The organism is Streptococcus sp. SR1 (genome assembly GCF_000526075.1).
Classification (GTDB): Bacteria; Bacillota; Bacilli; order Lactobacillales; family Streptococcaceae; genus Streptococcus; species Streptococcus halitosis.
Genome location: NZ_JATR01000029.1, coordinates 1 through 22065, shown reverse-complemented (window position 1 = coordinate 22065; position 22065 = coordinate 1). Strand labels below are relative to the sequence as shown.

Annotated in this window: 22 protein-coding genes and 1 riboswitch; of the genes, 5 read left to right on the top strand and 17 right to left on the bottom strand. The window is 43.1% G+C overall.

Going from position 1 to position 22065, the window contains the following annotated elements; translation table 11 throughout:
* Window positions 1-77 precede the first annotated feature (77 nt).
* The 16 genes from HMPREF1518_RS10180 to uvrA all read right to left on the bottom strand — a co-directional run bounded on the left by HMPREF1518_RS10180 (window position 78) and on the right by uvrA (window position 18058).
* Entirely contained in the window at window positions 78-1022 is a 945-nt protein-coding gene (locus tag HMPREF1518_RS10180; protein ID WP_033585841.1) for a 3-oxoacyl-[acyl-carrier-protein] synthase III C-terminal domain-containing protein, read from the bottom strand.
* 14 nt (window positions 1023-1036) lie between these two features.
* Window positions 1037-2299 carry a F390 synthetase-related protein gene (locus HMPREF1518_RS10175; RefSeq protein WP_000724372.1) on the bottom strand — a complete coding sequence of 421 codons (1263 nt, stop codon included), beginning with the start codon at window positions 2297-2299 and terminating at the stop codon, window positions 1037-1039.
* A complete protein-coding gene (locus HMPREF1518_RS10170) occupies window positions 2277-3092 on the bottom strand; it encodes an MBL fold metallo-hydrolase (protein WP_000034628.1) in 816 nt (271 codons plus the stop codon). Before HMPREF1518_RS10170 ends, HMPREF1518_RS10175 begins: the two co-directional genes overlap by 23 nt.
* Complete coding sequence (locus HMPREF1518_RS10165; protein WP_000757309.1) at window positions 3067-4047, bottom strand: NAD-dependent epimerase/dehydratase family protein; 981 nt, start codon at window positions 4045-4047, stop codon at window positions 3067-3069. Before HMPREF1518_RS10165 ends, HMPREF1518_RS10170 begins: the two co-directional genes overlap by 26 nt.
* A gap of 3 nt (window positions 4048-4050) precedes the next feature.
* Window positions 4051-5319 carry a glycosyltransferase gene (locus HMPREF1518_RS10160; RefSeq protein ID WP_025170437.1) on the bottom strand — a complete coding sequence of 423 codons (1269 nt, stop codon included), beginning with the start codon at window positions 5317-5319 and terminating at the stop codon, window positions 4051-4053.
* An 87-nt stretch (window positions 5320-5406) separates the two neighbouring features.
* Window positions 5407-6558 (bottom strand): iron-containing alcohol dehydrogenase, encoded by a 1152-nt coding sequence (locus tag HMPREF1518_RS10155; protein ID WP_000190430.1) that lies wholly within the window; start codon window positions 6556-6558, stop codon window positions 5407-5409.
* Between the two features lie 185 nt (window positions 6559-6743).
* The gene (locus tag HMPREF1518_RS10150) at window positions 6744-7202 is read right to left on the bottom strand and encodes an SP_0198 family lipoprotein (RefSeq protein ID WP_033585840.1); all 459 of its coding nucleotides are present in this window, start codon (window positions 7200-7202) and stop codon (window positions 6744-6746) included.
* Between the two features lie 87 nt (window positions 7203-7289).
* Window positions 7290-8540 carry a bifunctional folylpolyglutamate synthase/dihydrofolate synthase gene (locus HMPREF1518_RS10145; protein WP_033585839.1) on the bottom strand — a complete coding sequence of 417 codons (1251 nt, stop codon included), beginning with the start codon at window positions 8538-8540 and terminating at the stop codon, window positions 7290-7292.
* 306 nt (window positions 8541-8846) lie between these two features.
* On the bottom strand, window positions 8847-9152 hold the full coding sequence (locus tag HMPREF1518_RS10140) for a DUF1292 domain-containing protein (RefSeq protein ID WP_000017624.1): 306 nt from the start codon (window positions 9150-9152) through the stop codon (window positions 8847-8849).
* 15 nt (window positions 9153-9167) lie between these two features.
* Window positions 9168-9587, bottom strand: a complete 420-nt coding sequence (ruvX, locus tag HMPREF1518_RS10135; RefSeq protein WP_002876031.1) for a Holliday junction resolvase RuvX — start codon at window positions 9585-9587, stop codon at window positions 9168-9170.
* A gap of 3 nt (window positions 9588-9590) precedes the next feature.
* Complete coding sequence (locus tag HMPREF1518_RS10130; RefSeq protein ID WP_000507059.1) at window positions 9591-9857, bottom strand: IreB family regulatory phosphoprotein; 267 nt, start codon at window positions 9855-9857, stop codon at window positions 9591-9593.
* 86 nt (window positions 9858-9943) lie between these two features.
* Window positions 9944-10513: an SP0191 family lipoprotein gene (locus HMPREF1518_RS10125; protein WP_007518958.1), complete on the bottom strand. Its 570-nt coding sequence runs from the start codon at window positions 10511-10513 to the stop codon at window positions 9944-9946.
* Window positions 10514-10579: 66 nt separating this feature from the next.
* Entirely contained in the window at window positions 10580-10978 is a 399-nt protein-coding gene (spx, locus tag HMPREF1518_RS10120; RefSeq protein WP_000591165.1) for a transcriptional regulator Spx, read from the bottom strand.
* Between the two features lie 134 nt (window positions 10979-11112).
* Complete coding sequence (gene mgtA, locus HMPREF1518_RS10115; RefSeq protein WP_033585838.1) at window positions 11113-13773, bottom strand: magnesium-translocating P-type ATPase; 2661 nt, start codon at window positions 13771-13773, stop codon at window positions 11113-11115.
* Window positions 13774-13968: 195 nt separating this feature from the next.
* A riboswitch (M-box (ykoK) riboswitch) is annotated at window positions 13969-14119 on the bottom strand.
* Between the two features lie 53 nt (window positions 14120-14172).
* Window positions 14173-15234, bottom strand: a complete 1062-nt coding sequence (locus HMPREF1518_RS10110; RefSeq protein WP_033585837.1) for a M24 family metallopeptidase — start codon at window positions 15232-15234, stop codon at window positions 14173-14175.
* Window positions 15227-18058, bottom strand: a complete 2832-nt coding sequence (gene uvrA, locus HMPREF1518_RS10105; protein WP_033585836.1) for an excinuclease ABC subunit UvrA — start codon at window positions 18056-18058, stop codon at window positions 15227-15229. The genes HMPREF1518_RS10110 and uvrA overlap by 8 nt, the downstream gene beginning before the upstream one ends.
* A gap of 136 nt (window positions 18059-18194) precedes the next feature.
* Between uvrA and HMPREF1518_RS10100 the strand changes: the two genes are divergently transcribed.
* From HMPREF1518_RS10100 to HMPREF1518_RS10080, 5 genes are all read left to right on the top strand, one after another.
* Window positions 18195-19139: a magnesium transporter CorA family protein gene (locus HMPREF1518_RS10100; protein WP_033585835.1), complete on the top strand. Its 945-nt coding sequence runs from the start codon at window positions 18195-18197 to the stop codon at window positions 19137-19139.
* A gap of 11 nt (window positions 19140-19150) precedes the next feature.
* Entirely contained in the window at window positions 19151-19828 is a 678-nt protein-coding gene (locus tag HMPREF1518_RS10095) for a DUF1129 domain-containing protein (RefSeq protein WP_033585834.1), read from the top strand.
* A 15-nt stretch (window positions 19829-19843) separates the two neighbouring features.
* On the top strand, window positions 19844-20191 hold the full coding sequence (locus HMPREF1518_RS10090) for a TfoX/Sxy family protein (RefSeq protein WP_000331822.1): 348 nt from the start codon (window positions 19844-19846) through the stop codon (window positions 20189-20191).
* A gap of 161 nt (window positions 20192-20352) precedes the next feature.
* Window positions 20353-21387 carry a S66 family peptidase gene (locus HMPREF1518_RS10085; RefSeq protein ID WP_033585833.1) on the top strand — a complete coding sequence of 345 codons (1035 nt, stop codon included), beginning with the start codon at window positions 20353-20355 and terminating at the stop codon, window positions 21385-21387.
* Between the two features lie 105 nt (window positions 21388-21492).
* Window positions 21493-21756 (top strand): SemiSWEET family transporter, encoded by a 264-nt coding sequence (locus HMPREF1518_RS10080; protein WP_033585832.1) that lies wholly within the window; start codon window positions 21493-21495, stop codon window positions 21754-21756.
* 66 nt (window positions 21757-21822) lie between these two features.
* On the opposite strand, the gene HMPREF1518_RS10075 is transcribed toward HMPREF1518_RS10080, so the two are convergent.
* On the bottom strand, window positions 21823-22065 hold a 243-nt coding region (locus HMPREF1518_RS10075; protein WP_156025224.1), incomplete at its 5' end, for an IS3 family transposase.

The following is a 22065-nucleotide window of genomic DNA, read 5'->3' as shown; positions in this document are numbered from 1 at the left end:
AGTATACCTCAGTTCAGGGGTAGATGGCAACCTTTTACCTTTTCTAAAGTTCCAGCCGTTCCGTATTTAGATAATTGTTACAATTTTAGAGCCAACATATTGACCGTCATACCAGCTGCAGTCCCCATAAGGTAGATGACATCTCCCTCCTTGACCAGCCCATGATCTAAAGAATAAGCCAATCCAAACGGTACAGAGACTGACACCATATTTCCATAGTCAGTGACGAGATTGAGGTACTGATCCTCGGCCACACCTAGTTTTTCCATGACCAGAGGAAGAGCACGACTTGCTTGGTGAGGAATGATATAGTCCACGTCTGCCAAGGCTAGCCGTGTTTTTTCTTGAAACTCTTCAAACATGACTGGGATCTTGCGAGCAGACAAGAGGAGGATTTTCTTCCCCTTCATGTCAAACATATAGTTGGTCTTAGTCGCTTCAGAGTACTCTTTTGGTTGAAAAGAAGTCAGACCTCCACGAATCTCCGTATCGTGAGCTCCTTCCGACCAAGTACGTTGGAGACTAGCAATGACCCCTTTTTCCTGATGACTTTTTTGGAAAATAAAGGCTGCCGCCCCATCACTAAAGAGTTCAAAACTTTCTTTTTGCTTGGGATTGAGCCCTAAACTACCAACCTCACTGGATACAATCAAGACACGACCGTATTCGCCCGCCTCAATCAAGTGGGACATAGTCGATAGAGCAGAAATAAAGCTGGTACAGGTCGTATTGATGTCCATTGCTGGAATTGAGAGTCCTTTTGCCACGCGCTCATGAATCAAGGCAGCCGTACAAGGAATAGGCTGAACACCAACTGCACTAGCTGATACAAGGCAATCGATATCTTTAATATCCAAATTTGCATGTTCAAGTGCACGGTGGATAGCTCCTTCTGCCAAGTCGAGTTGCGTTTCTTCATTTTCAACTACACGATAACGGGTTTGGTCTTTGAATTGGACGGTATGCTTTGGAAGGCAAATGCCATAACCTGCGATTTCTACATGTCTTTTTACTTCTGTCATTGTCTTTCTTCCTTTCATAAACGTTGGATACGTTTGAGTTTACGGCTAGTATCCCAGTGATAATCTGAAAATTGGATTTGAGGAACTATGAACTCTTTTTGCTGGGCCAAGAGATGAAACTGAACTAGAATAGCTGTCTCTACGTCCTCATCTCGTCGGCTTAGACAAACTTCCACTAATTTCTCGGAATGTTGCTTAACTTGGTAATCTCCTACATTCTCCACAAAGAGGATGCAACGCCTGATAAAGTCTGGATAGATCGTTACCTGTCCCCCATCCTGCCCTTCAAAGTAGAAGATATCGTCAGAGCGTCCTTCGACCTTGTCAATCCGTGTATAGTAGGAGCCACAGGGACAAGGCTCCGGATTTTCAACCAAGATATCATTGAGCTGGTAGCGATAAACAGGCTGACTGCTTCGCTTAAAGTCCGTAATCACTGGATAAAAACGGCGGTCATCCAGATACCGCTTTTCCACAAAGATAATGTCTTCGTTGAGATGCAGATTACCAACTGAGCAAGTGCAGGCTAGGAAACCTTCAGTTGCCTGATAAACTTGGTCAATGATGGACAGAGAAAAGGCCTCTGCGATGCGTTCCCTATCACTATCTTCCAAGATTTCCGCCACCGAAACGATTTTTTGTGGGTGAATAGCTAACTCTCCATCCTTGAGGCGCTTGCTCAATTCAATCAACATAGAGGCTGGCGCCACCACAATAGTTGGTTGGTAGCTATTGAGACGCTCTATATGCTCATCTGTATGTTTGAAAATATCAAAATACTCTAGACGAATGAGCGCCGTATTGATGGTCTGATAGAGTTCATTATCGGCTCTCAGGAAAAAGGCGATGCGGTGTCCAAAAAGCTGACCCTTGGGCAACATCTTTGCCAAGATAGCTCCCGCCCACATACTTCGCTCTTTCTCTGTTGTGATAAAGAGTCCCCGATGTCCAGATGTCCCTGAAGACAGACCGACTGCTACTTCGCCTTTAAGTTCACTGAAATCACGGGTTTTCTCACTTTCAATAGCTAAGGATAAGGCTTCTTCACGATCCACTCCTTGGGTGTTGAGTTCGTTGAAATGTTCCATCATAAAAGCTTTGTCCATATGGTCAAAGTCGCTAGGCACCCCATTTTTAAAGTAGGGAGACTCTCGCTTTAAAAAATCCATATAGTTGGATAATTGCTTTTTCTGATAGCTCTCTACAGCCTCTCGAGATTTGAAGTTATGAAGCCAACGAGTTTGGATAAAGGTTTTAAGAAAGGTTATTTTTTTCATATAAGATTGACTCTATCCTTTCTACAGGGTCATGACTAACAAGCACCTCAATACTGTCCTTTAAGACTTCCTCCAGAAACTCTGTCCCCTTGATATAGTCCACCTTGTTATCTTGAACCAAGGAAGGAATCAGATGCATCTGTTTGGTGTAAGGCAAAAGGTCAATTCCCCAACAAAGATCTGCTGCAATGAGGAGGTTAAAGTCTGGAAGATACAGACAGGCTTGCCCCCTAGCATGCCCGTCAACAGAAGCAACTAGGATACTGCCATCTCCAAAAAGATCACAAATCGGACGATAGGGAAAGGTTGAATCTTGCTGGTCAGCTCTGATAATGGTTAGATTTTTTTCAAAAGAAGTTGGTAGAAATTCCTTGAAAATCAGGTCTTTCAACTTGGGTTTTTGATAAACTTCATACACTTCTTTTGTCAGGATAAAGGTTGCATGAGGAAAGAAGCTAGCTCCTCCCAGATGATCTGGATGTAGGTGTGATAGAAGGACATAGTTAATTTCTTCTGGTTTGATTCCCTTCGCTTCTAGCAAATATGAAATCTGGTCCTTTTCCGTCATTTGAACAGGTGTTCCTAGACGATAAAAACCATAGCGAAGCTTCGTCTTAATATCATAGTGATAGCCAGTATCATATAGCAAATAGCCCTTGTCTCTGTGTTTAATCAGAAAGACACCAGCTGGAAAGGTCATCTTTTTATTCTTGACTCCCTTGAATAGCAAACCTGTATAGCTAGTACAGTAGCCTGCTGGGAAATAATCAATGCTTTCGATAATCTTGGACATATTGTTCAATCCCTTCCGAAATACTGATTTGAGGGCGATACCCCAAGTCTAGCTCCGCCTTGCTGATGTCCAGCGTCTGGCTATACCGCAGCAAATAATAGGTATAGCGTGTCAGAGCCGGCTCACCTTTAAGTTTCAAGGTCTGATAAAGAAACTCTAAACTACTGGCAATAACTGAAATAAGAGGAGCTGGCACTTTTCTGTATGTTATCGGATAGCCCAGTCCTCTCAGGGTTTCTTCTATCAAATCCTTAAAGGCTCTTGGTTCCCCATTGGTAATATTATAGACTTCGCCACTAGCTTGAGGAGCCTCTAGAGCCAAGCGAATTGCCAGAGCGACATTTTCCACACAGGTCATATCCATGAGCTGACGACCGTCCCCTATCAAGGGAATACCAATCTTCTGACTGAGTTTGAGAACTCGGGGCAAAATACTGGTATCCCCAATCCCAAAAAGCCCACGAGGTCGTAAGATAATGCTCGGAACATCGGGATAATCCTTAAACAGCTTCTCCGAAGCCAGCTTACTACGAATGTAGTTGTTCAGATTATTTTCCTGAGGCGCATCGCTTTCTTTGATAGCTAGCTGATCTCGAGGAGCAGCATAGATGCTCGGCGATGATACATAAACCAAACGCTGAATCCCCGCCTCCCGACAAGCATCCAGAACATACTTGGTTCCCAAGACATTTGTCTGGTAGAAGTCCTCCCAAGGTCCCCAAACGGTAGAAAGAGCACCCGCATGCACAACCATGTCCATCTCTTGACAAGCCTGAGCTAAGTCCTCTTGTTTGGTCAAATCTCCCTGAAAAAATGCCACAGTAGAAGTTTCTAAAGACTGACCCATCTTGCGATTGCGTCCAAAAGCGCGTACCTGATAGCCCGACTGACTGAGCTCTTCAACAACATACTTACCTAGAAAGCCCGTAGCACCTGTTACCAATACTTTCTTCATTTTTTACTTCTCCTTGTCCCCTAAGAGTCTATGTATTTCGCTCTTCAGAATCTCTGTTGGCTGATAGATTTGAGCTGCGCGACTGAGTTTGTTCAAGTCTGACCAATCATCTCTATCCAACAACTCATCAAAAGCGCGTCCAATCGCTTCTGTATCCTCTCGTTTAGCAGTCAGGGCAATCCCTGCCTCTAAGCCACGAACCGCATAGTCATACTGATCATAGTCATGGGGGAGAATCAAGGCAGGCTTGCCATAGATGATACATTGGTAAAAAATGCCCGCACCGCCATGATGAATCACATAGTCCATCTGGGGAATGTATTCCTTATAGGGAAGATAAGATACCACAGAAACATTGTCCATGAGCTCCTCACATCGGAAGTCTTGTCCACCAAACCCCAGAGTCACAAAGAAGTGGCAATCTGGATGTACTTCTGCCAATTGTTGTGTCTGATAGAGGAGATTGTCTTTGGCCCATGCTAGCTGAGTGCCGCAGGATACAAGGATCTTCTTATAACCTGCATAAGGAGACAAATCGAGGGGATAATTTTCTGCCCTCTCAATCGAAGAGCCAAAAGGTCCCACCCAAAGATAGTGCTCTGGAAAACCACTTTTCAGCTCCAACTCTTTCATCCCAATTCCCAAGATGGAATAGGGTGAATAAATGGTTTCCTGATTCTTCTGATTGTAGAGTTTAAAATTGTAACGTTTCAATCGTTCTCTCAATAAAAAGCTTACGATTCGTTTCCCTAAACGAGTTCCTTTTCTTCCTAACCATTGCTGAGCAGATTGGAAAGATGTTTTTGGACTGCCCATTCCTCCAAAGAAACAAGGCGGTCCATCTGTCGTTTCAATGGCAAACTGTGTCGCCATTGTGGTTATCCAAGGAATATCCAACTGTTCCGCCACTAGTCCTCCAGAGAGGGTTATAAAGTCCGCAATCACAATATCAGGTCGATTTTCCTGCCACTCTTGCACTAATTGATCTGAAACCACATTGATCAAATCAAGACTAGCTGACAACTGTCGATAAGCAGAAATAAGGTTTAACTGCCCTTCATTGTTGGCTACACGCTCAAACTCATCTACACAATTTTCTAAAATGGGAATCACCCGGAAGCCCATCTCCTCTGCGACAGCTTTTCGTTGCGGTCCTGTAAATAATCGAATCTCATACAAGGGATCCTTCAACAAGGGGGCAAGTAAATTCAGTGTTGGGAAGAGATGCCCACTCAAGGGAACTACAACCACATCAATTTTGATTTTTCTCATATGTCTAGGATAGCAAATTTTTAAAAAAAGAACTACCAAAATGATAGTTCTTTCCAGCATTATTTAGCTTCTTTTTCACTTTATGAATCAGAAGAGTTCTTTGTATAGTGCAATAGTTTCTTCTAAGGTTGGCATAAATGGATTTCCAGGTGCACAGGCATCGATCAAAGCATTCTTAGAAAGGTAGTCAAAGTCAAAGTCTTTTTCTTGGATACCGAGTTCAGTTAGTTTCTTCGGAATACCTACTGTTTCAGACAGTTTCTCAATTTCAGCAATAGCATAGTCAGCACATTCTTGGTCTGTTTTCCCTTCAACATGGAGTCCCAAGGCCTTGGCCACATTGCGAAAAGCTTCTGGTACACGCTTGGCATTTTCACGCTCTACAACTGGAAGAAGCATGGCACAGCAGACACCATGTGGCAAGTTATATACCGCACCGAGTTGGTGAGCCATAGAATGAACATATCCCAAACCAGCATTGTTAAAGCTCATACCACCGAGGAAGATGGCATTGACCATCGCCTCACGCGCTTCAATATCTTGGCCATTTGCCACAGCACGAGGAAGATACTCCTTGATGAGTTCAATAGCTCCGATAGAGAGTTTCTTAGTCACATTATAAGCACCTGGTGTTACCAAGGCTTCAACAGCGTGAGTAAGAGCATCCATACCTGTCGCCGCTGTCAATCCTTTCGGTTTTGAAAGCATAAGTTCTGGATCATTGACAGAGATGAGGGCGAGGCTGTTCTTATCAACCATTACCATCTTGACCTTGCGTTCTTCGTCAGTAATGACATAGTTAATCGTAATTTCTGCAGAAGTTCCAGCTGTTGTATTGATCGCAACCACTGGCAACCCTTTTTCAGCAGACTTGTGGAGACCCTCATAGTCCTGTGGTTTTCCACCATTTGTAGCGATGATAGAGATACAGCTAGCCGCATCCTGAGGAGATCCTCCTCCAAGACTGATGATGAAGTCACATCCATGCTCTTTCAAGGCAGCCACTCCGTCTGTGACGTTCTTGCAAGTCGGATTTGGCTCCACATCGCTAAAGATCACATATTCGATCCCTTCAGCATCTAGTGGTTTTAGAACCTTAGGTAAAATATCGCTGCCCTCGATGAACTTGTCTGTCACCAAAAGGGCCTTCTTATACCCCAGTTCCTTGATATACGGACCTACTTCATTTACAACACCTTTACCAATAAGGTTAACTGATGGAACGTAAAATGTAGCCATATGCTTTTCCTCCTGCGCCTCTGCGCTATTTGATTATTTACCATAAGTATACGACCTTATAAGAAGTTTTACAAATATTTGTAAGCGTTTTAAGTAAAAAGTTAGTAAAGAACGGCCAGCTACTTTTCCAAGAAAAAAAGCTCCAAAAAGATATCTTTCATCTCATTGGAACTTTTACTTAATCATTATTGCTTCGTTAAGACTACTCGGTCAGCTGCCTCTCGGTCCATGTCATCGATAATCATTTGATTACCATTAACCGCATAAATTTTAATATCATCTCCGATAATGACACGTTGATTTTCTGGCTCAAAGGTGACTTGCTTAATTTCCTTATCTCCACCTGGTTCGACCTCAGTCCATGTACCAGTTTTGCCTGTTACAACAAGAGTGATCTGGTCGTTCTCATCTTTTCCAGTATAGGTACCATCAATATTAGTCGGTTGAGCTGCCGCAGCGGTGTCCTGGCTTGAGGACGCCTGTGGTTGACTAGCACTGGTAACCGCACTAGAAGATGATTCTTGTTGAGTAGATGATTGTTGAGCAGATGGCTGGGTAGATGCTTGTTCCTTAGGTCCACAAGCTGCTAAAAGACTAAGAATTGCTAAAGAAGCAATAGAAAGTGTGAATGTTTTCGTTTTCATAGCGACTTCCTTTCTTTTGTGCTAATGTATTTCTGAAATCGTTTGCGAGTTTTCCTATCCCCAGTATAGCAACTTAAGTCTAGAAGGTCAACTAATCTCATGATCTCCCACCAAACCCGCTCGTACTTCCGAGATAAAATAGAGAGAGCCCGTCACAAAAAGCAAGTCCTGATTGTTGGCATTTTCTTCAAATTCGCTGATAAAATCGCGATAAGAGTCAACCAGTTTATAACCAGAAACATCGCTTTCTTCTAGAGATCCTTGGTAGTCAAAGCCTGTTACCTTAAGTTCCACCTGAGGCAACTGCTCTGTTAGATAGGCTAACATCCCTTGGTAATCCTTGCGTTTAAGAGCGCCAAAAAGGACATGAACCTGGTATCCTTGCTGGATTTCCCCCTGGATAAACTCGACCAAACGAGTTAAAGCTGGAAGATTGTGAGCCCCATCTAGGTAAATCTGCGGGCGAATCCGTTCTAATCGACCCGCCCAGTGTGTCTCCTTCAAAGCCTGTCTGACAAGCTCTTCTTCGACTTTTTCCTCTCTTGACGTCATAAACAGAAGAAAAGTTTGTAAAGCCAAGGAAGCATTTTCTTGCTGATAAGCACCTTCCAACCCGATTTCAAGCTGGGAAAAGCTTGCTAGTTTACTTGAAAAATTCCCAGCTTTCAAAGTGAAGTCTCGCCCAGCTTGATAAAGTTCAACATCTAACTCTCTTGCTCTTTTTTGACAGACAAGCTCAGCTTCTGGAGCGAGCTTAGCAATGACCGCCTTCTTTCCAGCCTTGAAAATACCGGCTTTCTGCTCGGCTATTTCCTCCAGACTATCGCCCAAGGTCTCCTGATGATCTAGACCAATCGAAGTAATAACTGCAATCTCGCCTGTTACGACATTAGTCGTGTCAAGCAAACCACCAATTCCCACCTCTAGCAGGACTAGATCCACTCCCTGCTCTTTAAAGTAAAGCAAAGCAATCAGGGTCAACAACTCAAAGAAAGACAATTGATCATGTGTTTCTAAGAGAGTTTTTTCCATCTCCTTGACTTGGTTAGCTATACGGACAAAGTCTTCACCAGCGATTGGTTGCCCATTAATACAGATTCGATCATGGAGACTGATGATATGAGGAGAGGTGAAAGTACCAACTTTTTTACCATGAGCAACAAACAACTCTCTCATAAAGGCAATAGTTGATCCTTTACCGTTAGTCCCTGTTACGTGGATAATCGGATAAGTCTTCTCAGGATTCCCCAGCAAATCCACAGCTCGCTGCATTCGTCCAAGACCAGATCTAAAGTTTAAACCAATCCGACTATGCAGCCATTCTTCTACTTCAAACATACATGTCTCCTTAACAAAAGTCCAATCAACTACCACATCAAAGTATGATTACAAATAAAAAGCGAGGTTGGGACTAAAATCCCGACCTCTTACCTGGTTAGCTAATCACTAGCTACTATGAATTTCAACGTGGGCTAAAAACGCCCCCCGGAATTACTTACGGTCTTTATTTTTAGCGTAAGGGTAAAAATGTTCACTGAACAAACCAGTTCTCTCTTATTTTAAGGAACTGGGCTAAAAATATCCCCCGGACATTCCTGCGTTTCTAATTTCTGGCGCAGAACTAAAAATGTCCCCCGGACATTTTTACTCTTCCATAAAGCTGTTGAAGACTTCTTCAATCATGTTCCATTCGTCTTCTGAGTCTTCTGGGATTGGTTGCAATTCGCCTTCTGTTCCGTCTTCATTTTCGATGAATGAGTAAGCTTGGATTTCAACTTCACCATTTTCATCTTCTTCTGCATTAACTGGCACTAGCAGAACATAGTTTTTACCAAATTCTTCTTTCCCATCGATGGTCAAAAGAATTTCAAACAAGGTTTCATTTCCTTGCTCATCTACTAGTGTAATCAATTCACGTTCTTCGTGGTCATGGTTGTGATCGTGTGACATAGTTTCTCCTCTGTCTTAAAATTTTCTATCTAAATAATTTTGCAAAATCAGCTGAGCAGCCAACTTATCAATAACTTTCTTGCGTTTGTTACGGCTGATATCTGCTTGTTCAATCAACATACGTTCCGCAGCAACGGTCGTCAAGCGCTCATCCTGATAGTCTACTGGCAAACCAAAGAGTTCTTCTAATTTTGCTCCGTAAGCTTGACTGGCTTCTACTCGCGGACCGCTGGTATTGTTCATGTTTTTTGGCAAACCTACTACAAAGCGTTCTACCTTATAGCTGTCAACCAATTCCTTGATACGGTCAAAACCAAACTGGCCTTGATCCTCATTGATTTGGATGATTTCAAGTCCCTGAGCGGTGAAGCCTAGGGGATCGCTAATAGCCACCCCTACTGTTTTTGAACCGACGTCCAATCCCATAATTCTCATAGATTATAGATCGACTCCTTGTCCTTTAAGGTAGTAGCGTACCAGTTCTTCAACAATTTCATCACGCTCATACTTACGGATTTGATTTCGTGCATTGTTGTAACGAGGAACGTAGGCAGGGTCTCCACTCAATACATAACCGACGATCTGGTTAATCGGATTGTAGCCCTTGTCATTCAAAGAAGCATAAACATCTGTCAACGTTTCGCTAATTTCTTTCTTATTGGAATCATCCAATTTAAACCGTACAGTTTCTTCAGTAAATCCCATTCTAACACCCTCTTTCTTTAGAATAGTACTATTATAGCACATTCCCTGACGTTCTACAAATAAGTCAGTCTATTAATTTGGATTTTCTATTGTTCTGTCGCCCCATTTGCCACTCTGTCTGCAATATATTGGCTAGGTTCGTTTTTTAAGAGATTTTCAAGACCTATATTTTTTAAATATTCGATCTGAGATGCCTTTTTGACATCCAATACTTGAAAATCATAAGTCGTTGTTGTCTGGATTTCGGTCTCGCTGAGTAGCTTGGTTTCCAGTGTAAATCCTGCTAGTTTGCGTGCCTCTTGGATGGTCTCATCCTTCTCTTCAGCTTCTTGAAGCGCTTTTTGCGTCTCCTCTAGGCCATTTTCAGAGATAAAGTTCTTGAGTTCATCCCCGACAGGTCGTTTTTGCTGAATGGTCAAGGTCAAAAATTGATTACCTTTATAGGTAATAGTCTGAATCTGCTGCGTTCCATTTTCTGACTTCGGCATCAATAAGGTCTTGGTAACAACCGTATTCTTTTCGGCATTGTCCAAAACGGGAAGGTTTGATTGGATGGGGTCAGATGCTGTTGTAGAAGCAGCAGGGGTTTCCTTTTTTTGCCCACATCCCGCAAGCAAAAAGAGGAGGGCAAAACTAGCAATTAGTAACTTTTTCATAATTCCTCACATGATTTTGAAATAAAAGAGAAAACAAGGCCAGGAGTCACTCCCAGCCTTGATGTTTTATAGAGCTGCACGTAAACGTGCTTCTGCATTTTCTACATTACGGACAGAGCGTGGCAAGAAGGCACGGATATCATCTTCTTTATAGCCGACTTGCAGGCGCTTCTCGTCAACGAGAATCGGACTCTTTAAGATCCGTGGTGTTTCCATGATTAAGTTGAGCACTTCATTGACACTCAAATCCTCGATGTCAACTCCAAGTGCTTTAGCGTAGCGGTTTTTTGACGAAACGATACTGGCAATTCCATTATCTGTTTTCGTGAGAATATCTAATAACTCTTCTCTTGTAATTCCTTCTTTACCGAGATTTTGTTCTTTATAACTTAACTGGTGGGCATTGAGCCAGGTTTTCGCTTTTTTACAGCTAGTACAACTTGAGACTGTATAAATTTTGATCATGTACCTACCCCTTTCGCTACATGTTACTATCAGTTTAGTCTATTATACCATAAAAAACATCCGACTTGCGACCTATTTTTAAAAAAATTTAACTTTTTTCACGATTTTCGTACTTTTTTCTTGACAAATTCAATTTATAACCAACTTCTAAATTTTTTGATATAGATTCGTTTCACAACTGTAACACTTATCATATAAAGAATAATTATCAAAAGCAAAAAGAGGAAATAAATTGGTTTCAAAGGGGTTAAACGAAGGAGGTTAGCAATTGCAGAATAAGGAAGGAAGGTCACAAAACTGGCTGCTAGCAAGGTTGTCCCAAGAACCAACCATGACGGACGGCTTTGTAAGAAAGGGAGTTTTGCTGAACGAAGCATATGGATGACCATGGTTTGGGACCACATGGATTCAATGAACCAACCTGTCTGGAACAGGATGATAAAGCCCGTTGCAGACTCTGCTCCATGAACATAGGCTTGACCTGTCGTCATTGGGACAATGACAAAATAGAGCAAGATAAAGGTCAAAATATCAAAAGCAGACGAAATCGGACCCATCCAAATCATAAAGCGAGTAATAGACTTGGCTTCCCACTTATGAGGATGTTTCAAAAAGTCTTCATCCACATTATCAAATGGCAAGGCAATGCAAGAAAGGTCGTAGACGAGGTTTAACACAATCAAGTGAATCGGAGCCATAGGGAGGAAAGGTAAAAAGATACCAGACACTAAGAGTGACAGAATATTCCCGAAATTAGAGCTGACCGTCATCTTGATATATTTGGTCATATTGGCATAGACTTTTCGTCCTTCAACCAGACCTTTTTCAAGCACCATCAAATCCTTATCTAGCAAAATGACATCAGCTGTCTCTTTGGCAATATCTACTGCTGTATCAACAGAAATCCCCACATCTGCTACTTTCATAGAAGGGGCATCATTGATCCCATCTCCCATATAGCCGACACAGTGCCCATTAGATTTGATTTGTAAAATGATTCGTGCTTTTTGATCCGGAGAGAGTTTGGCAAATACAGTCACCTTCTCGACCGCTTGGGCCAACTCTTCGTCCGTCATGGCATCAATATCAGAACCCAACAAGATTTGATCAACGTCTAAACCAACTTTTTCGCATACTGCTTGGGTTACCTTCTCATTATCCCCAGTCAAGATCTTGGTTTGAACACCATACTCTAATAAAGCTTGGATAGCAGGGGCTGCAGATGGTTTTGGTGGATCTAGGAAGGCAAGATATCCTGTTAGAATCATCTCCTTTTCATCTTCAACAGAGTAAGCAAAACCTTCCTTTAAGCCTGTTTTATAAGCGACTCCCAAGACTCGTAAGCCCTGTTGATTGAGTTGGTCTACTTCTTTTAAGATTTCCACTCGGATATCATCCGTCAGAGGGCTAATCTGATCTTGATATTCCACATGGGTTGAAATCGCAAGCATTTCCTCTAGGGCACCCTTGGTTACCAAACTAACAGCTTCGTTCTCATCCTTGACGATGACACTCATCCGTCTACGTTCAAAATCAAAGGGCAATTCATCTATTTTTTGGAAGCTAGTATCCAAATTTTGTAGAATAGCGTGTTCTTTAGCTTCTTTTTCGGTTCTACTGATAATGGCACGGTCCATCAAGTTTTTCAAACCGGTTTGAAAGTAGGAATTGAGGTAGGCTCGTCTCAACACAGACAAATCCAAATCCCCATGTATATCCAAAGGATATTCCAGGACAATTTCGTCTTGGGTAAGTGTTCCGGTTTTATCCGTACACAGGATATCAATAGCACCTAGATCTTGTATGGCATTGAGTTTTTTGATGACGACTTTTTCCTTGGCCATGATAATGGAGCCTTTTGCTAGACTGGCCGTGATGATCATGGGAAGCATCTCAGGTGTAAGCCCGACACCCACGCTCAAAGCAAATACGCCAGCTTCTAACCAATCTCCATCCGTCAAACCATTGGAAAGAAATACGATGGGAACCATGACCAACATCAAACGGATTAAAAGCCAGGAGATACTGTTCATATCCCGTTCGAAAGAGGTGGGCTCGTCATAAGTATTGAGAGTCTGCTCGATCTCTCCCATCATGGTGTCATCACCGACCGCTAGAATCAAAGCCTTGGCACTTCCTGATATCACGTTGGTTCCCATAAAGGCGAGCGCTTCTGCTTCTAGCAGACTATCAAAATTTGATTGACTCATTTTTGACAAAGCCAATTTTTCAACCGAATCACTTTCACCCGTCAAGCCAGACTGTTGGACAAAGAAATCACGTGATTCAATCAAAAGGAGATCTGCTGGTATCATATCCCCAGCACTTAATTTGACTATATCTCCAACGACCAAATCTTCAATTGCGACCTCTAAACTCTGGCCTTCGCGAATAACCGTAGCTGTATTCACAATCATTTTTGAAAGATTGGTCGCGGCTTTGTCACTCCGCAATTCTTGGACAAAGCGTATGCCACCAGAGATTAGAACGAGAACGACGATGATGATAGAGGTCGTCGGGTCTTCTTGCCCAGGCTTCGCCAACCAGACATTGGTCACCATGGAAATCATAGCGATGACAAGAAGGATGATTGTAAATGGATTGATAATAGATTCGTAAATCTTTTTGAGGATACTGTCTTCTTGACCCTTGGTGATGGTGTTTTCACCATATAAATCACGATTCTTTTCTATCTGTTCCTCAGTTAAGCCTGTTAGACTTGTCTTGTAAAAAGATAGAGTTTCGTTTAAAGGTGTATGAATAGCTGCTGCTAATCTTTCTTTTGTAGTTTTCATTGGTTTCTCCTATCCGTATGAATGATGTGTTTCATACACAGAGACCAATCACTTTATAAGGGCAGAACGACACAAATCAGCGATTGGCTGTGTATGTGCGGTTCTGGGTGGTCGTCAATTTGCATCGTCTGTCTCCTTTCCCTGTTCTAAAACAGTAGAAAATCCTGCCATAAAATAGCAGGATTAAAAAACTAATTATCTGTTTTTCGTTCAAGCTTTAACTCCATAGGGCAATGAAATGAGCTTAGTCTTGGCCTTCACGACCAGGACTGTTGACCAACGAGTAGTGTCTCCACTGCTTTGCGGTAGTCATCCGTATCCCTATGGTAGCCTCACCTACCGTTTTCGTCTATCAGTATAAACCTTTAAAATATAAAAGTCAACGATTTATCTCATTTTTTAGATAACAATCAATTCTTTTGGAGCAAGTGTCAATAACTCACAACCGTTATCTGTAATTAGGATATCATCTTCAATACGAACCCCGTATTTACCTTCAATATAAATGCCCGGTTCATCAGTCAAGACCATACCAGATTTAATGACTTCTTTGGAAGTTTGGCTAAAGTAGGGTTCTTCGTGGATGTCCAGTCCGATACCGTGTCCGATACCATGTGTAAAGTATTCTCCATAGCCTGCTTCCACAATGATATCACGAGGGATTTTGTCAAAGTCACGGAAACCTAGACCTGCCTTGGCTTGGTCAATCAGAGCTTGGTTGGCTTTCAGGACAGTATTGTAAATCTCTGCCTGCTCGTCACTGACATGTCCTAGATAGATGGTCCGTGTCATATCGCTGACATAGTGGTCGTAGAGACAGCCGAAGTCCATGGTGATGGCTTCTCCCAGCTCTACTGGTTTGTGCATTGGATGGGCATGTGGTTTGGAAGAGTTGATACCACTGGCTAGAATCGTGTCAAAAGATAAGCCAAATGCTCCTAGCTCCCGCATACGGAAGTCAAGGAAGTTGGCAATCTCAATCTCGGTCTTTCCAGGTTTGATAAAGTCAAGCGCATCGCGGAAAGCTTGGTCTGAGATAGAACAAGCCTTGCGAATAGTCGCAATCTCCTTCTCATCCTTAATCATACGAAGAGCTTCAACAAACTGAGTCTGTGGCAATAAGTCGATTCCCGCAAAGGCAGCCTGCATACGGTGGTAATAAGAGACCGAAATCTCATCCTCAAAACCGATACGAGACAAGTCCATATCCTTGACAATGCCTGCAATGACAGTCAACTCATCACGGTCAGCCACAATCTCAAAACCTGTCACTTCTTGCTTGGCTGCAATGATATAGCGAGAGTCTGTCACCAAAATCTGACGGTCACGACTGATAAAAACAGTCCCGTTTGAGCCCCAAAAGCCAGTCAAATAATAGACGTTTTTAAGGTTGTTGATGATGATGCCATCTAGTTCTTTTTCTTGCATTTTAGCTAGAAATGCTTGCACGCGTTTATTCATGATGTAACTTTCCTTTCAAATAGTGTCCTGTGTAGCTGGCTTCATTGGCCGCTACTTCCTCTGGTGTTCCTGTTGCGATGATGGTTCCACCACCGACACCGCCCTCAGGTCCCAAATCAATAATATGGTCTGCCGTCTTGATGACATCCAGATTGTGCTCGATAACGAGGACGGTATTGCCATCGTCAACAAAGCGAGCCAAGACTTTAAGCAAGCGAGCGATATCCTCCGTATGAAGTCCTGTCGTCGGCTCATCCAGAATGTAGAAAGATTTTCCTGTCGAGCGTTTATGGAGTTCGCTAGCCAACTTCATACGCTGAGCTTCTCCTCCAGAAAGGGTAGTAGCCGGTTGCCCTAGCGTCACATAGCCCAGCCCCACATCCTTGATGGTCTGAAGTTTGCGTTGAATTTTCGGAATGTGTTGGAAAAATTCCACCGCATCATTAACCGTCATATCCAAAACCTGCGAGATATTTTTTTCCTTGTAGTGAACTTCAAGGGTTTCACTGTTGTAGCGGGTTCCGTGGCAGACTTCACAAGCCACGTAAACATCTGGTAAGAAGTGCATCTCAATCTTGATAATCCCGTCACCTGAGCAGGCTTCACAACGACCACCCTTGACGTTGAAACTGAAACGGCCCTTCTTGTAGCCTCGAATCTTGGCCTCATTTGTCTGGGCAAAGAGGTCACGGATGTCGTCAAAAACTCCTGTATAGGTAGCAGGGTTAGACCTTGGAGTCCGTCCGATAGGGCTCTGGTCAATGTCAATCAAGCGGTCTACATGCTCAATCCCTGTAATCGTCTTAAACTTACCAGGTTTGTCTGAATTGCGGTTTAGTTTCTGGGCAATGGCTTTTTTGAGGATGCTGTTGATTAAGGTCGACTTCCCTGAGCCTGACACCCCCGTCACTGCAATGAATTTTCCTAGTGGGAAGCGAGCGGTAATATTTTGCAAGTTGTTCTCACGCGCTCCCGTCACCTCGATAAAGCGACCATTTCCGGAACGGCGCTCTGCTGGCACTGGAATCGCTCTTTTTCCTGACAAGTACTGACCAGTGATAGATTTGCTGTTGCGAGCCACCTGCTTGGGCGTTCCTGCAGCAACAATCTCGCCACCAAAAACACCGGCACCCGGACCAACGTCAATCAGATAATCCGCCTCACGCATGGTATCTTCATCGTGTTCCACCACGATGAGAGTATTGCCCAAGTCACGCATCTTTTTTAGACTGGCAATCAGGCGGTCATTATCCCTCTGATGAAGACCGATTGACGGCTCATCCAATATATAGAGGACACCTGAGAGGTTGGATCCAATCTGGGTAGCCAAGCGAATACGCTGACTCTCCCCTCCTGATAGGGTTCCTGCCGAACGCGCCAGAGTCAGATAGTTGAGTCCCACATTATTGAGGAAGGTCAAGCGATCCTTGATTTCCTTGAGAATGGGCCGAGCAATGATGGCTTCATTTTCAGACAAGGTCAGCTGACTCACCAACTCCAAATGGTCTGCGATAGACAGGTCTGAGATTTCTCCGATATGTGGCCCTTGCTCGCCACCCACACGGACAGACAAGGCCTGGTCATTGAGACGGTAGCCATGACAGGTTCCACAGGTCAGCTCATTCATGTAGAGGCGCATCTGGGTGCGCGTGTAGTCACTGTTAGTCTCATGGTAACGGCGCTTGATATTATTGACAACCCCCTCAAAAGGAATATCAATATCGCGCACACCGCCAAATTCATTTTCATAGTGAAAATGGAATTCCTTGCCATCCGAGCCGTAGAGAATCAAGTTCTTATCTTCTTCTGACAAGTCTTCAAATGACTTATCCATATCCACTCCAAAGGCTGTCATGGCTTGTTCCAGCATATTTGGATAGTAGTTGGAGGAGATAGGATTCCAAGGTGCCAAAGCCCCCTCACGTAGCGTTTTGCCGGCATCTGGCACTACCAAGTCAGTATCAACCTCCAGCTTGATGCCCAAACCGTCACACTCACTACAAGAGCCAAACGGAGCATTAAAGGAGAAGAGACGTGGCTCTAACTCTGGAACAGTAAAACCACAAACTGGACAGGCATAGTGCTCAGAGAATAGCAACTCCGAATCGTCCATAGTGTCGATAATCACATATCCTTCTGCGATACGAAGGGCAGCCTCGATTGAGTCAAAGAGACGGCTACGGATGCCCTCCTTGATGACAATACGGTCAACCACAACATCAATATTGTGTTGCTTGCTCTTGGACAGCTCTGGCACTTCGGTCACATCATAAACTTCCCCATCCACACGAACACGAACATAGCCGTCTTTCTGAACTTTTTCAATGACACTCTTATGTTGCCCTTTTTTCTTACGAATGACAGGAGCTAATATTTGCAGACGTTGGCGTTCTGGCAATTCCAAGACCTTATCCACGATTTGCTCTACAGAAGAAGCCTTGATAGCTCCATGCCCGTTGATACAGTAAGGCGTCCCCACACGTGCGTAGAGGAGACGCAGATAATCATTAATTTCAGTCGTGGTTCCCACGGTCGAGCGAGGGTTTTTGCTGGTGGTTTTCTGGTCGATGGAAATAGCTGGGCTGAGGCCATCAATGGCATCCACATCTGGTTTTTCCATATTGCCCAAGAATTGTCGAGCATAGGCTGATAGACTCTCTACATAGCGACGTTGCCCCTCCGCATAGAGGGTATCAAAGGCCAGACTGGATTTCCCAGAACCTGACAAGCCCGTTACGACAACCAACTTGTCTCGCGGAATCTCCACATCGATATTTTTTAAGTTATGGGCACGCGCCCCATGAATCACAATTTTATCTTGCATCTTTGTTCTTTCTAGTCCATTATTGCTTTCCATTATACCAAAAAATGTGAAATTCTATTACCCAAAAAGCTGATTTTGTAGTATAATAGTACGGTGCAAAAAATGAATCACTGAATAGTAGGAAAGGACAGGGGATATGAAACAAGTTTTTCTCTCAACAACAACTGAATTTAAAGAGATCGACACGCTTGAACCGGGTACTTGGATCAACCTCGTCAATCCTACACAAAATGAATCGTTGGAAATTGCTAATGCCTTTGACATTGATATCGCCGACCTTCGAGCACCACTCGATGCGGAAGAAATGTCTCGTATTACCATCGAAGACGAGTATACTTTGATCATCGTGGACGTCCCCATCACAGAGGAGAGAAACAACCGCACCTACTACGTAACGATTCCGCTGGGGATTATCATCACCGAGGAAACCATTATCACTACCTGCTTGGAATCCCTCCCTGTTCTCGATGTCTTCATCAACCGCAAACTGCGTAACTTCTATACTTTCATGCGGTCACGCTTTATCTTTCAACTCCTTTATCGCAATGCTGAGCTTTACCTGACTGCCCTTCGTTCGATTGACCGTAAGAGTGAACAAATTGAAAGTCAACTTCACAAGTCCACTCGAAACGAAGAACTGATCGAGCTCATGGAATTGGAAAAGACCATCGTCTATTTCAAGGCCTCACTTAAGACAAATGAGCGCGTGATCAAGAAATTGACTAGCGCAACTAGCAATATCAAGAAATACCTAGAAGACGAAGACCTACTCGAAGACACCCTGATTGAAACCCAACAGGCCATCGAGATGGCAGATATCTATGGGAATGTCCTTCACTCTATGACAGAGACCTTTGCCTCCATCATTTCCAATAACCAGAACAACATCATGAAAACTCTGGCTCTCGTAACCATTGTCATGTCTATCCCAACCATGATCTTCTCAGCCTATGGGATGAACTTCAAGGATAATGAAATCCCTTTGAACGGTGAGCCTCACGCCTTCTGGTTAATCGTCTTTATCGCCTTTGCTATGAGTGTTTCGCTCACTCTCTATCTCATCCATAAAAAATGGTTCTAAGAGGAATCCCTATGTCTCAGATTGATTTACAAAAACTAACCAAGAAAAACCAAGAGTTTATCCACATCGCTACCCAACAATTCATCAAAGATGGTAAAACAGACGCTGAAATCAAGGCTGTCTTTGAGGAAGTCATTCCTAAAATCCTTGAAGAACAAGCCAAAGGAACGACCGCTCGTTCCCTCTATGGAGCTCCAACCCACTGGGCTCACAGCTTCACTGCCAAGGAGCAATATGAAAAAGAGCATCCAAAAGAAAATGATGATCCAAAACTCATGATTATGGACTCAGCCCTTTTTATCACCAGTCTCTTTGCATTGGTTAGCGCTCTGACTACCTTCTTCTCTACAGATCAGGCTATTGGCTATGGGTTGATTACCCTCTTGTTGGTTGGACTTGTAGGAGGACTTGCCTTCTACTTGATGTACTACTTTGTCTACCAGTACTATGGACCAGACACAGATCGTAGCCAGCGCCCTCCTTTCTGGAAATCAATCCTCGTCATCCTGGCCTCTATGGTTCTCTGGTTGGTTGTCTTCTTTGCAACAAGCTTCCTACCAGCAAACCTCAATCCAGTCCTTGCTCCACTGCCTTTGGCTATCCTGGGAGCAGCCCTTCTCGCCCTTCGCTTCTATCTCAAGAAACGTTTCAATATCCGAAGTGCAAGCGCGGGCCCATCACGTTATTAAGAAAAGTGAAAAGCTATGGCATATAGTCAATCCTTAGCTCAGCAGATTCGAAAAATCCTAGCACTCAAACTTCCTCCCCAAATTTTCGAAGAAGAGCTAGAAGAAAAGAAGCTGTTTGGTGGTCTTGCCTTTATGATTCGTGGGAAAATGGTCCTTACAGTCAGTTCCAGAAAGGACGAGCTGGTTATGGTGAGAATTGGCAAAGAAATAGAAAAGCAAGTTCTACCCCGAACAGGAGCTCATACTACATTGATGAGAGGGAGACCTTATCATGGCTATATAGACCTAGATATAGAAGGTCAAAAAGAACTTCCTTACTGGATTGATTTAGCTCTCTCCTATAATCAAGAGTTGACCAAGTAACTCATATCTAGCGAGATTAGAAAAACGAAAAGCAACTGCATAGGCGGTTGCTTTTTCACTTGCTTTCTTAAGATCCAACAGAACTTCTGAGTCTCATTCTTGTAGTTTTCTCTCACCATTTGTGATAAAATAGGCTCAATCTATTTCTAGGAGGATGAGATATGGTTTCTACTATTGGTATCGTGAGCTTGTCTAGTGGCATTATCGGAGAAGACTTTGTCAAACACGAAGTGGAGCTAGGTGTCCAGCGTCTCAAGGATCTGGGACTCAACCCTATCTTTTTGCCTCATTCGCAAAAAGGATTAGACTTTATCAAGGACCATCCTGAGGCGCGTGCAGAGGATTTGATGCAGGCCTTTTCGGACGATAGCATCGACATGATCCTCTGCGCCATCGGTGGAGATGATACCTATCGCTTGCTACCTTATCTTTTTGAAAATGACCAACTACAAAAAGTTATCAAACAAAAGATTTTTCTTGGTTTCTCGGATACCACTATGAACCACCTTATGTTGCATAAACTAGGAATCAAGACTTTTTATGGACAATCCTTTCTAGCAGACATTTGTGAATTGGACAAGGAGATGTTATCCTATAGCCTTCACTACTTTAAAGAACTGATCGAGACTGGGAGAATCTCAGAAATCCGCCCTAGCAACCTTTGGTATGAAGAACGAACTGACTTTAGTCCCAAGGCTCTGGGAACAGCTCGTATCAGTCATGTAAATACAGGCTTTGACTTGTTACAAGGAAATGCTCAGTTTGAGGGAGAAATCCTCGGTGGTTGTCTTGAGTCCCTCTATGATATCTTTGACAATTCTCGATACGCAGACAGCACGGAGCTCTGCCAAAAATACAAACTCTTCCCTGACTTATCCGACTGGGAAGGAAAGATCCTCTTGCTAGAAACAAGTGAAGAAAAGCCTGAACCGGAAGACTTCAAAAGAATGTTACAGGCTTTGAAAGAAACTGGGGTATTTGAGGTCATCAGTGGACTCTTGGTCGGGAAACCTATGGATGAAACCTTCTATGACGACTATAAGGAGGCACTAATGGACATCATTGATAGCAATATCCCGATTGTCTATAATCTAAACGTTGGGCACGCCACACCAAGAGCTATTGTGCCCTTTGGCGTCTATGCTTATGTGGATGCAAAAGAGCAAGTCATTCGCTTTGACTATAACGAAAAATAAACAATTTCTCCATTTTTGTGCTTTTGTATTGATTTTCGTTACAATTTGTGTCTGAATTTATTGCATTTCGCTAATTTCTATGATATCTTTTTAAAGGAGGTATATATGACAAAACAAAAAATTAATCGAATTGTCGGTTCAATCGGGGCCTTTATTGGAATTATTGTATTTATCGCCTACATCCCACAAATTTTTGCCAATTTACAAGGCAACAAAGCTCAACCATTCCAGCCTTTATCCGCAGCAGTATCTTGTTTAATTTGGGTTATTTATGGATGGACAAAAGAACCTAAGAAGGATTGGATACTAATCATTCCAAATTCAGCTGGTGTTATTTTAGGTGGAATCACTTTTTTGACTTCACTTTAACAAATCTAATAGTATGTATAAAAAGCTGAGAGGAATTGTACTGACCCCAAAAAGTTAGACAAATAATTATTGAAAGGATTTAGTTCTGTACTGCACAGGACTAAGTCCTTTTAGTTTGACTTTAATTCTTTTATTGTTGTAGTAATTGATATAGTCTACAATGGCTTGTTCCAATTGCTTAAGCGACTGAAACGACTTCTCATAGCCGTAAAACATTTCGGATTTCAAAATGCCAAAGAAGGACTCCATCATCCCATTGTCTGGGCTGTTGCCCTTGCGGGACATAGATGCTTGAATTCCCTTACTCTC

Bases quoted from the DNA above. Each gene is read 5' to 3' on its own strand.
- HMPREF1518_RS10180 (WP_033585841.1), bottom strand. From the start codon at position 1,022: ATGACAGAAGTAAAAAGACATGTAGAAATCGCAGGTTATGGCATTTGC.
- HMPREF1518_RS10175 (WP_000724372.1), bottom strand. From the start codon at position 2,299: ATGAAAAAAATAACCTTTCTTAAAACCTTTATCCAAACTCGTTGGCTT.
- HMPREF1518_RS10170 (WP_000034628.1), bottom strand. From the start codon at position 3,092: ATGTCCAAGATTATCGAAAGCATTGATTATTTCCCAGCAGGCTACTGT.
- HMPREF1518_RS10165 (WP_000757309.1), bottom strand. From the start codon at position 4,047: ATGAAGAAAGTATTGGTAACAGGTGCTACGGGCTTTCTAGGTAAGTAT.
- HMPREF1518_RS10160 (WP_025170437.1), bottom strand. From the start codon at position 5,319: ATGAGAAAAATCAAAATTGATGTGGTTGTAGTTCCCTTGAGTGGGCAT.
- HMPREF1518_RS10155 (WP_000190430.1), bottom strand. From the start codon at position 6,558: ATGGCTACATTTTACGTTCCATCAGTTAACCTTATTGGTAAAGGTGTT.
- HMPREF1518_RS10150 (WP_033585840.1), bottom strand. From the start codon at position 7,202: ATGAAAACGAAAACATTCACACTTTCTATTGCTTCTTTAGCAATTCTT.
- HMPREF1518_RS10145 (WP_033585839.1), bottom strand. From the start codon at position 8,540: ATGTTTGAAGTAGAAGAATGGCTGCATAGTCGGATTGGTTTAAACTTT.
- HMPREF1518_RS10140 (WP_000017624.1), bottom strand. From the start codon at position 9,152: ATGTCACACGATCACAACCATGACCACGAAGAACGTGAATTGATTACA.
- ruvX (WP_002876031.1), bottom strand. From the start codon at position 9,587: ATGAGAATTATGGGATTGGACGTCGGTTCAAAAACAGTAGGGGTGGCT.
- HMPREF1518_RS10130 (WP_000507059.1), bottom strand. From the start codon at position 9,857: ATGGGATTTACTGAAGAAACTGTACGGTTTAAATTGGATGATTCCAAT.
- HMPREF1518_RS10125 (WP_007518958.1), bottom strand. From the start codon at position 10,513: ATGAAAAAGTTACTAATTGCTAGTTTTGCCCTCCTCTTTTTGCTTGCG.
- spx (WP_000591165.1), bottom strand. From the start codon at position 10,978: ATGATCAAAATTTATACAGTCTCAAGTTGTACTAGCTGTAAAAAAGCG.
- mgtA (WP_033585838.1), bottom strand. From the start codon at position 13,773: ATGAAAACTACAAAAGAAAGATTAGCAGCAGCTATTCATACACCTTTA.
- HMPREF1518_RS10110 (WP_033585837.1), bottom strand. From the start codon at position 15,234: ATGAATAAACGCGTGCAAGCATTTCTAGCTAAAATGCAAGAAAAAGAA.
- uvrA (WP_033585836.1), bottom strand. From the start codon at position 18,058: ATGCAAGATAAAATTGTGATTCATGGGGCGCGTGCCCATAACTTAAAA.
- HMPREF1518_RS10100 (WP_033585835.1), top strand. From the start codon at position 18,195: ATGAAACAAGTTTTTCTCTCAACAACAACTGAATTTAAAGAGATCGAC.
- HMPREF1518_RS10095 (WP_033585834.1), top strand. From the start codon at position 19,151: ATGTCTCAGATTGATTTACAAAAACTAACCAAGAAAAACCAAGAGTTT.
- HMPREF1518_RS10090 (WP_000331822.1), top strand. From the start codon at position 19,844: ATGGCATATAGTCAATCCTTAGCTCAGCAGATTCGAAAAATCCTAGCA.
- HMPREF1518_RS10085 (WP_033585833.1), top strand. From the start codon at position 20,353: ATGGTTTCTACTATTGGTATCGTGAGCTTGTCTAGTGGCATTATCGGA.
- HMPREF1518_RS10080 (WP_033585832.1), top strand. From the start codon at position 21,493: ATGACAAAACAAAAAATTAATCGAATTGTCGGTTCAATCGGGGCCTTT.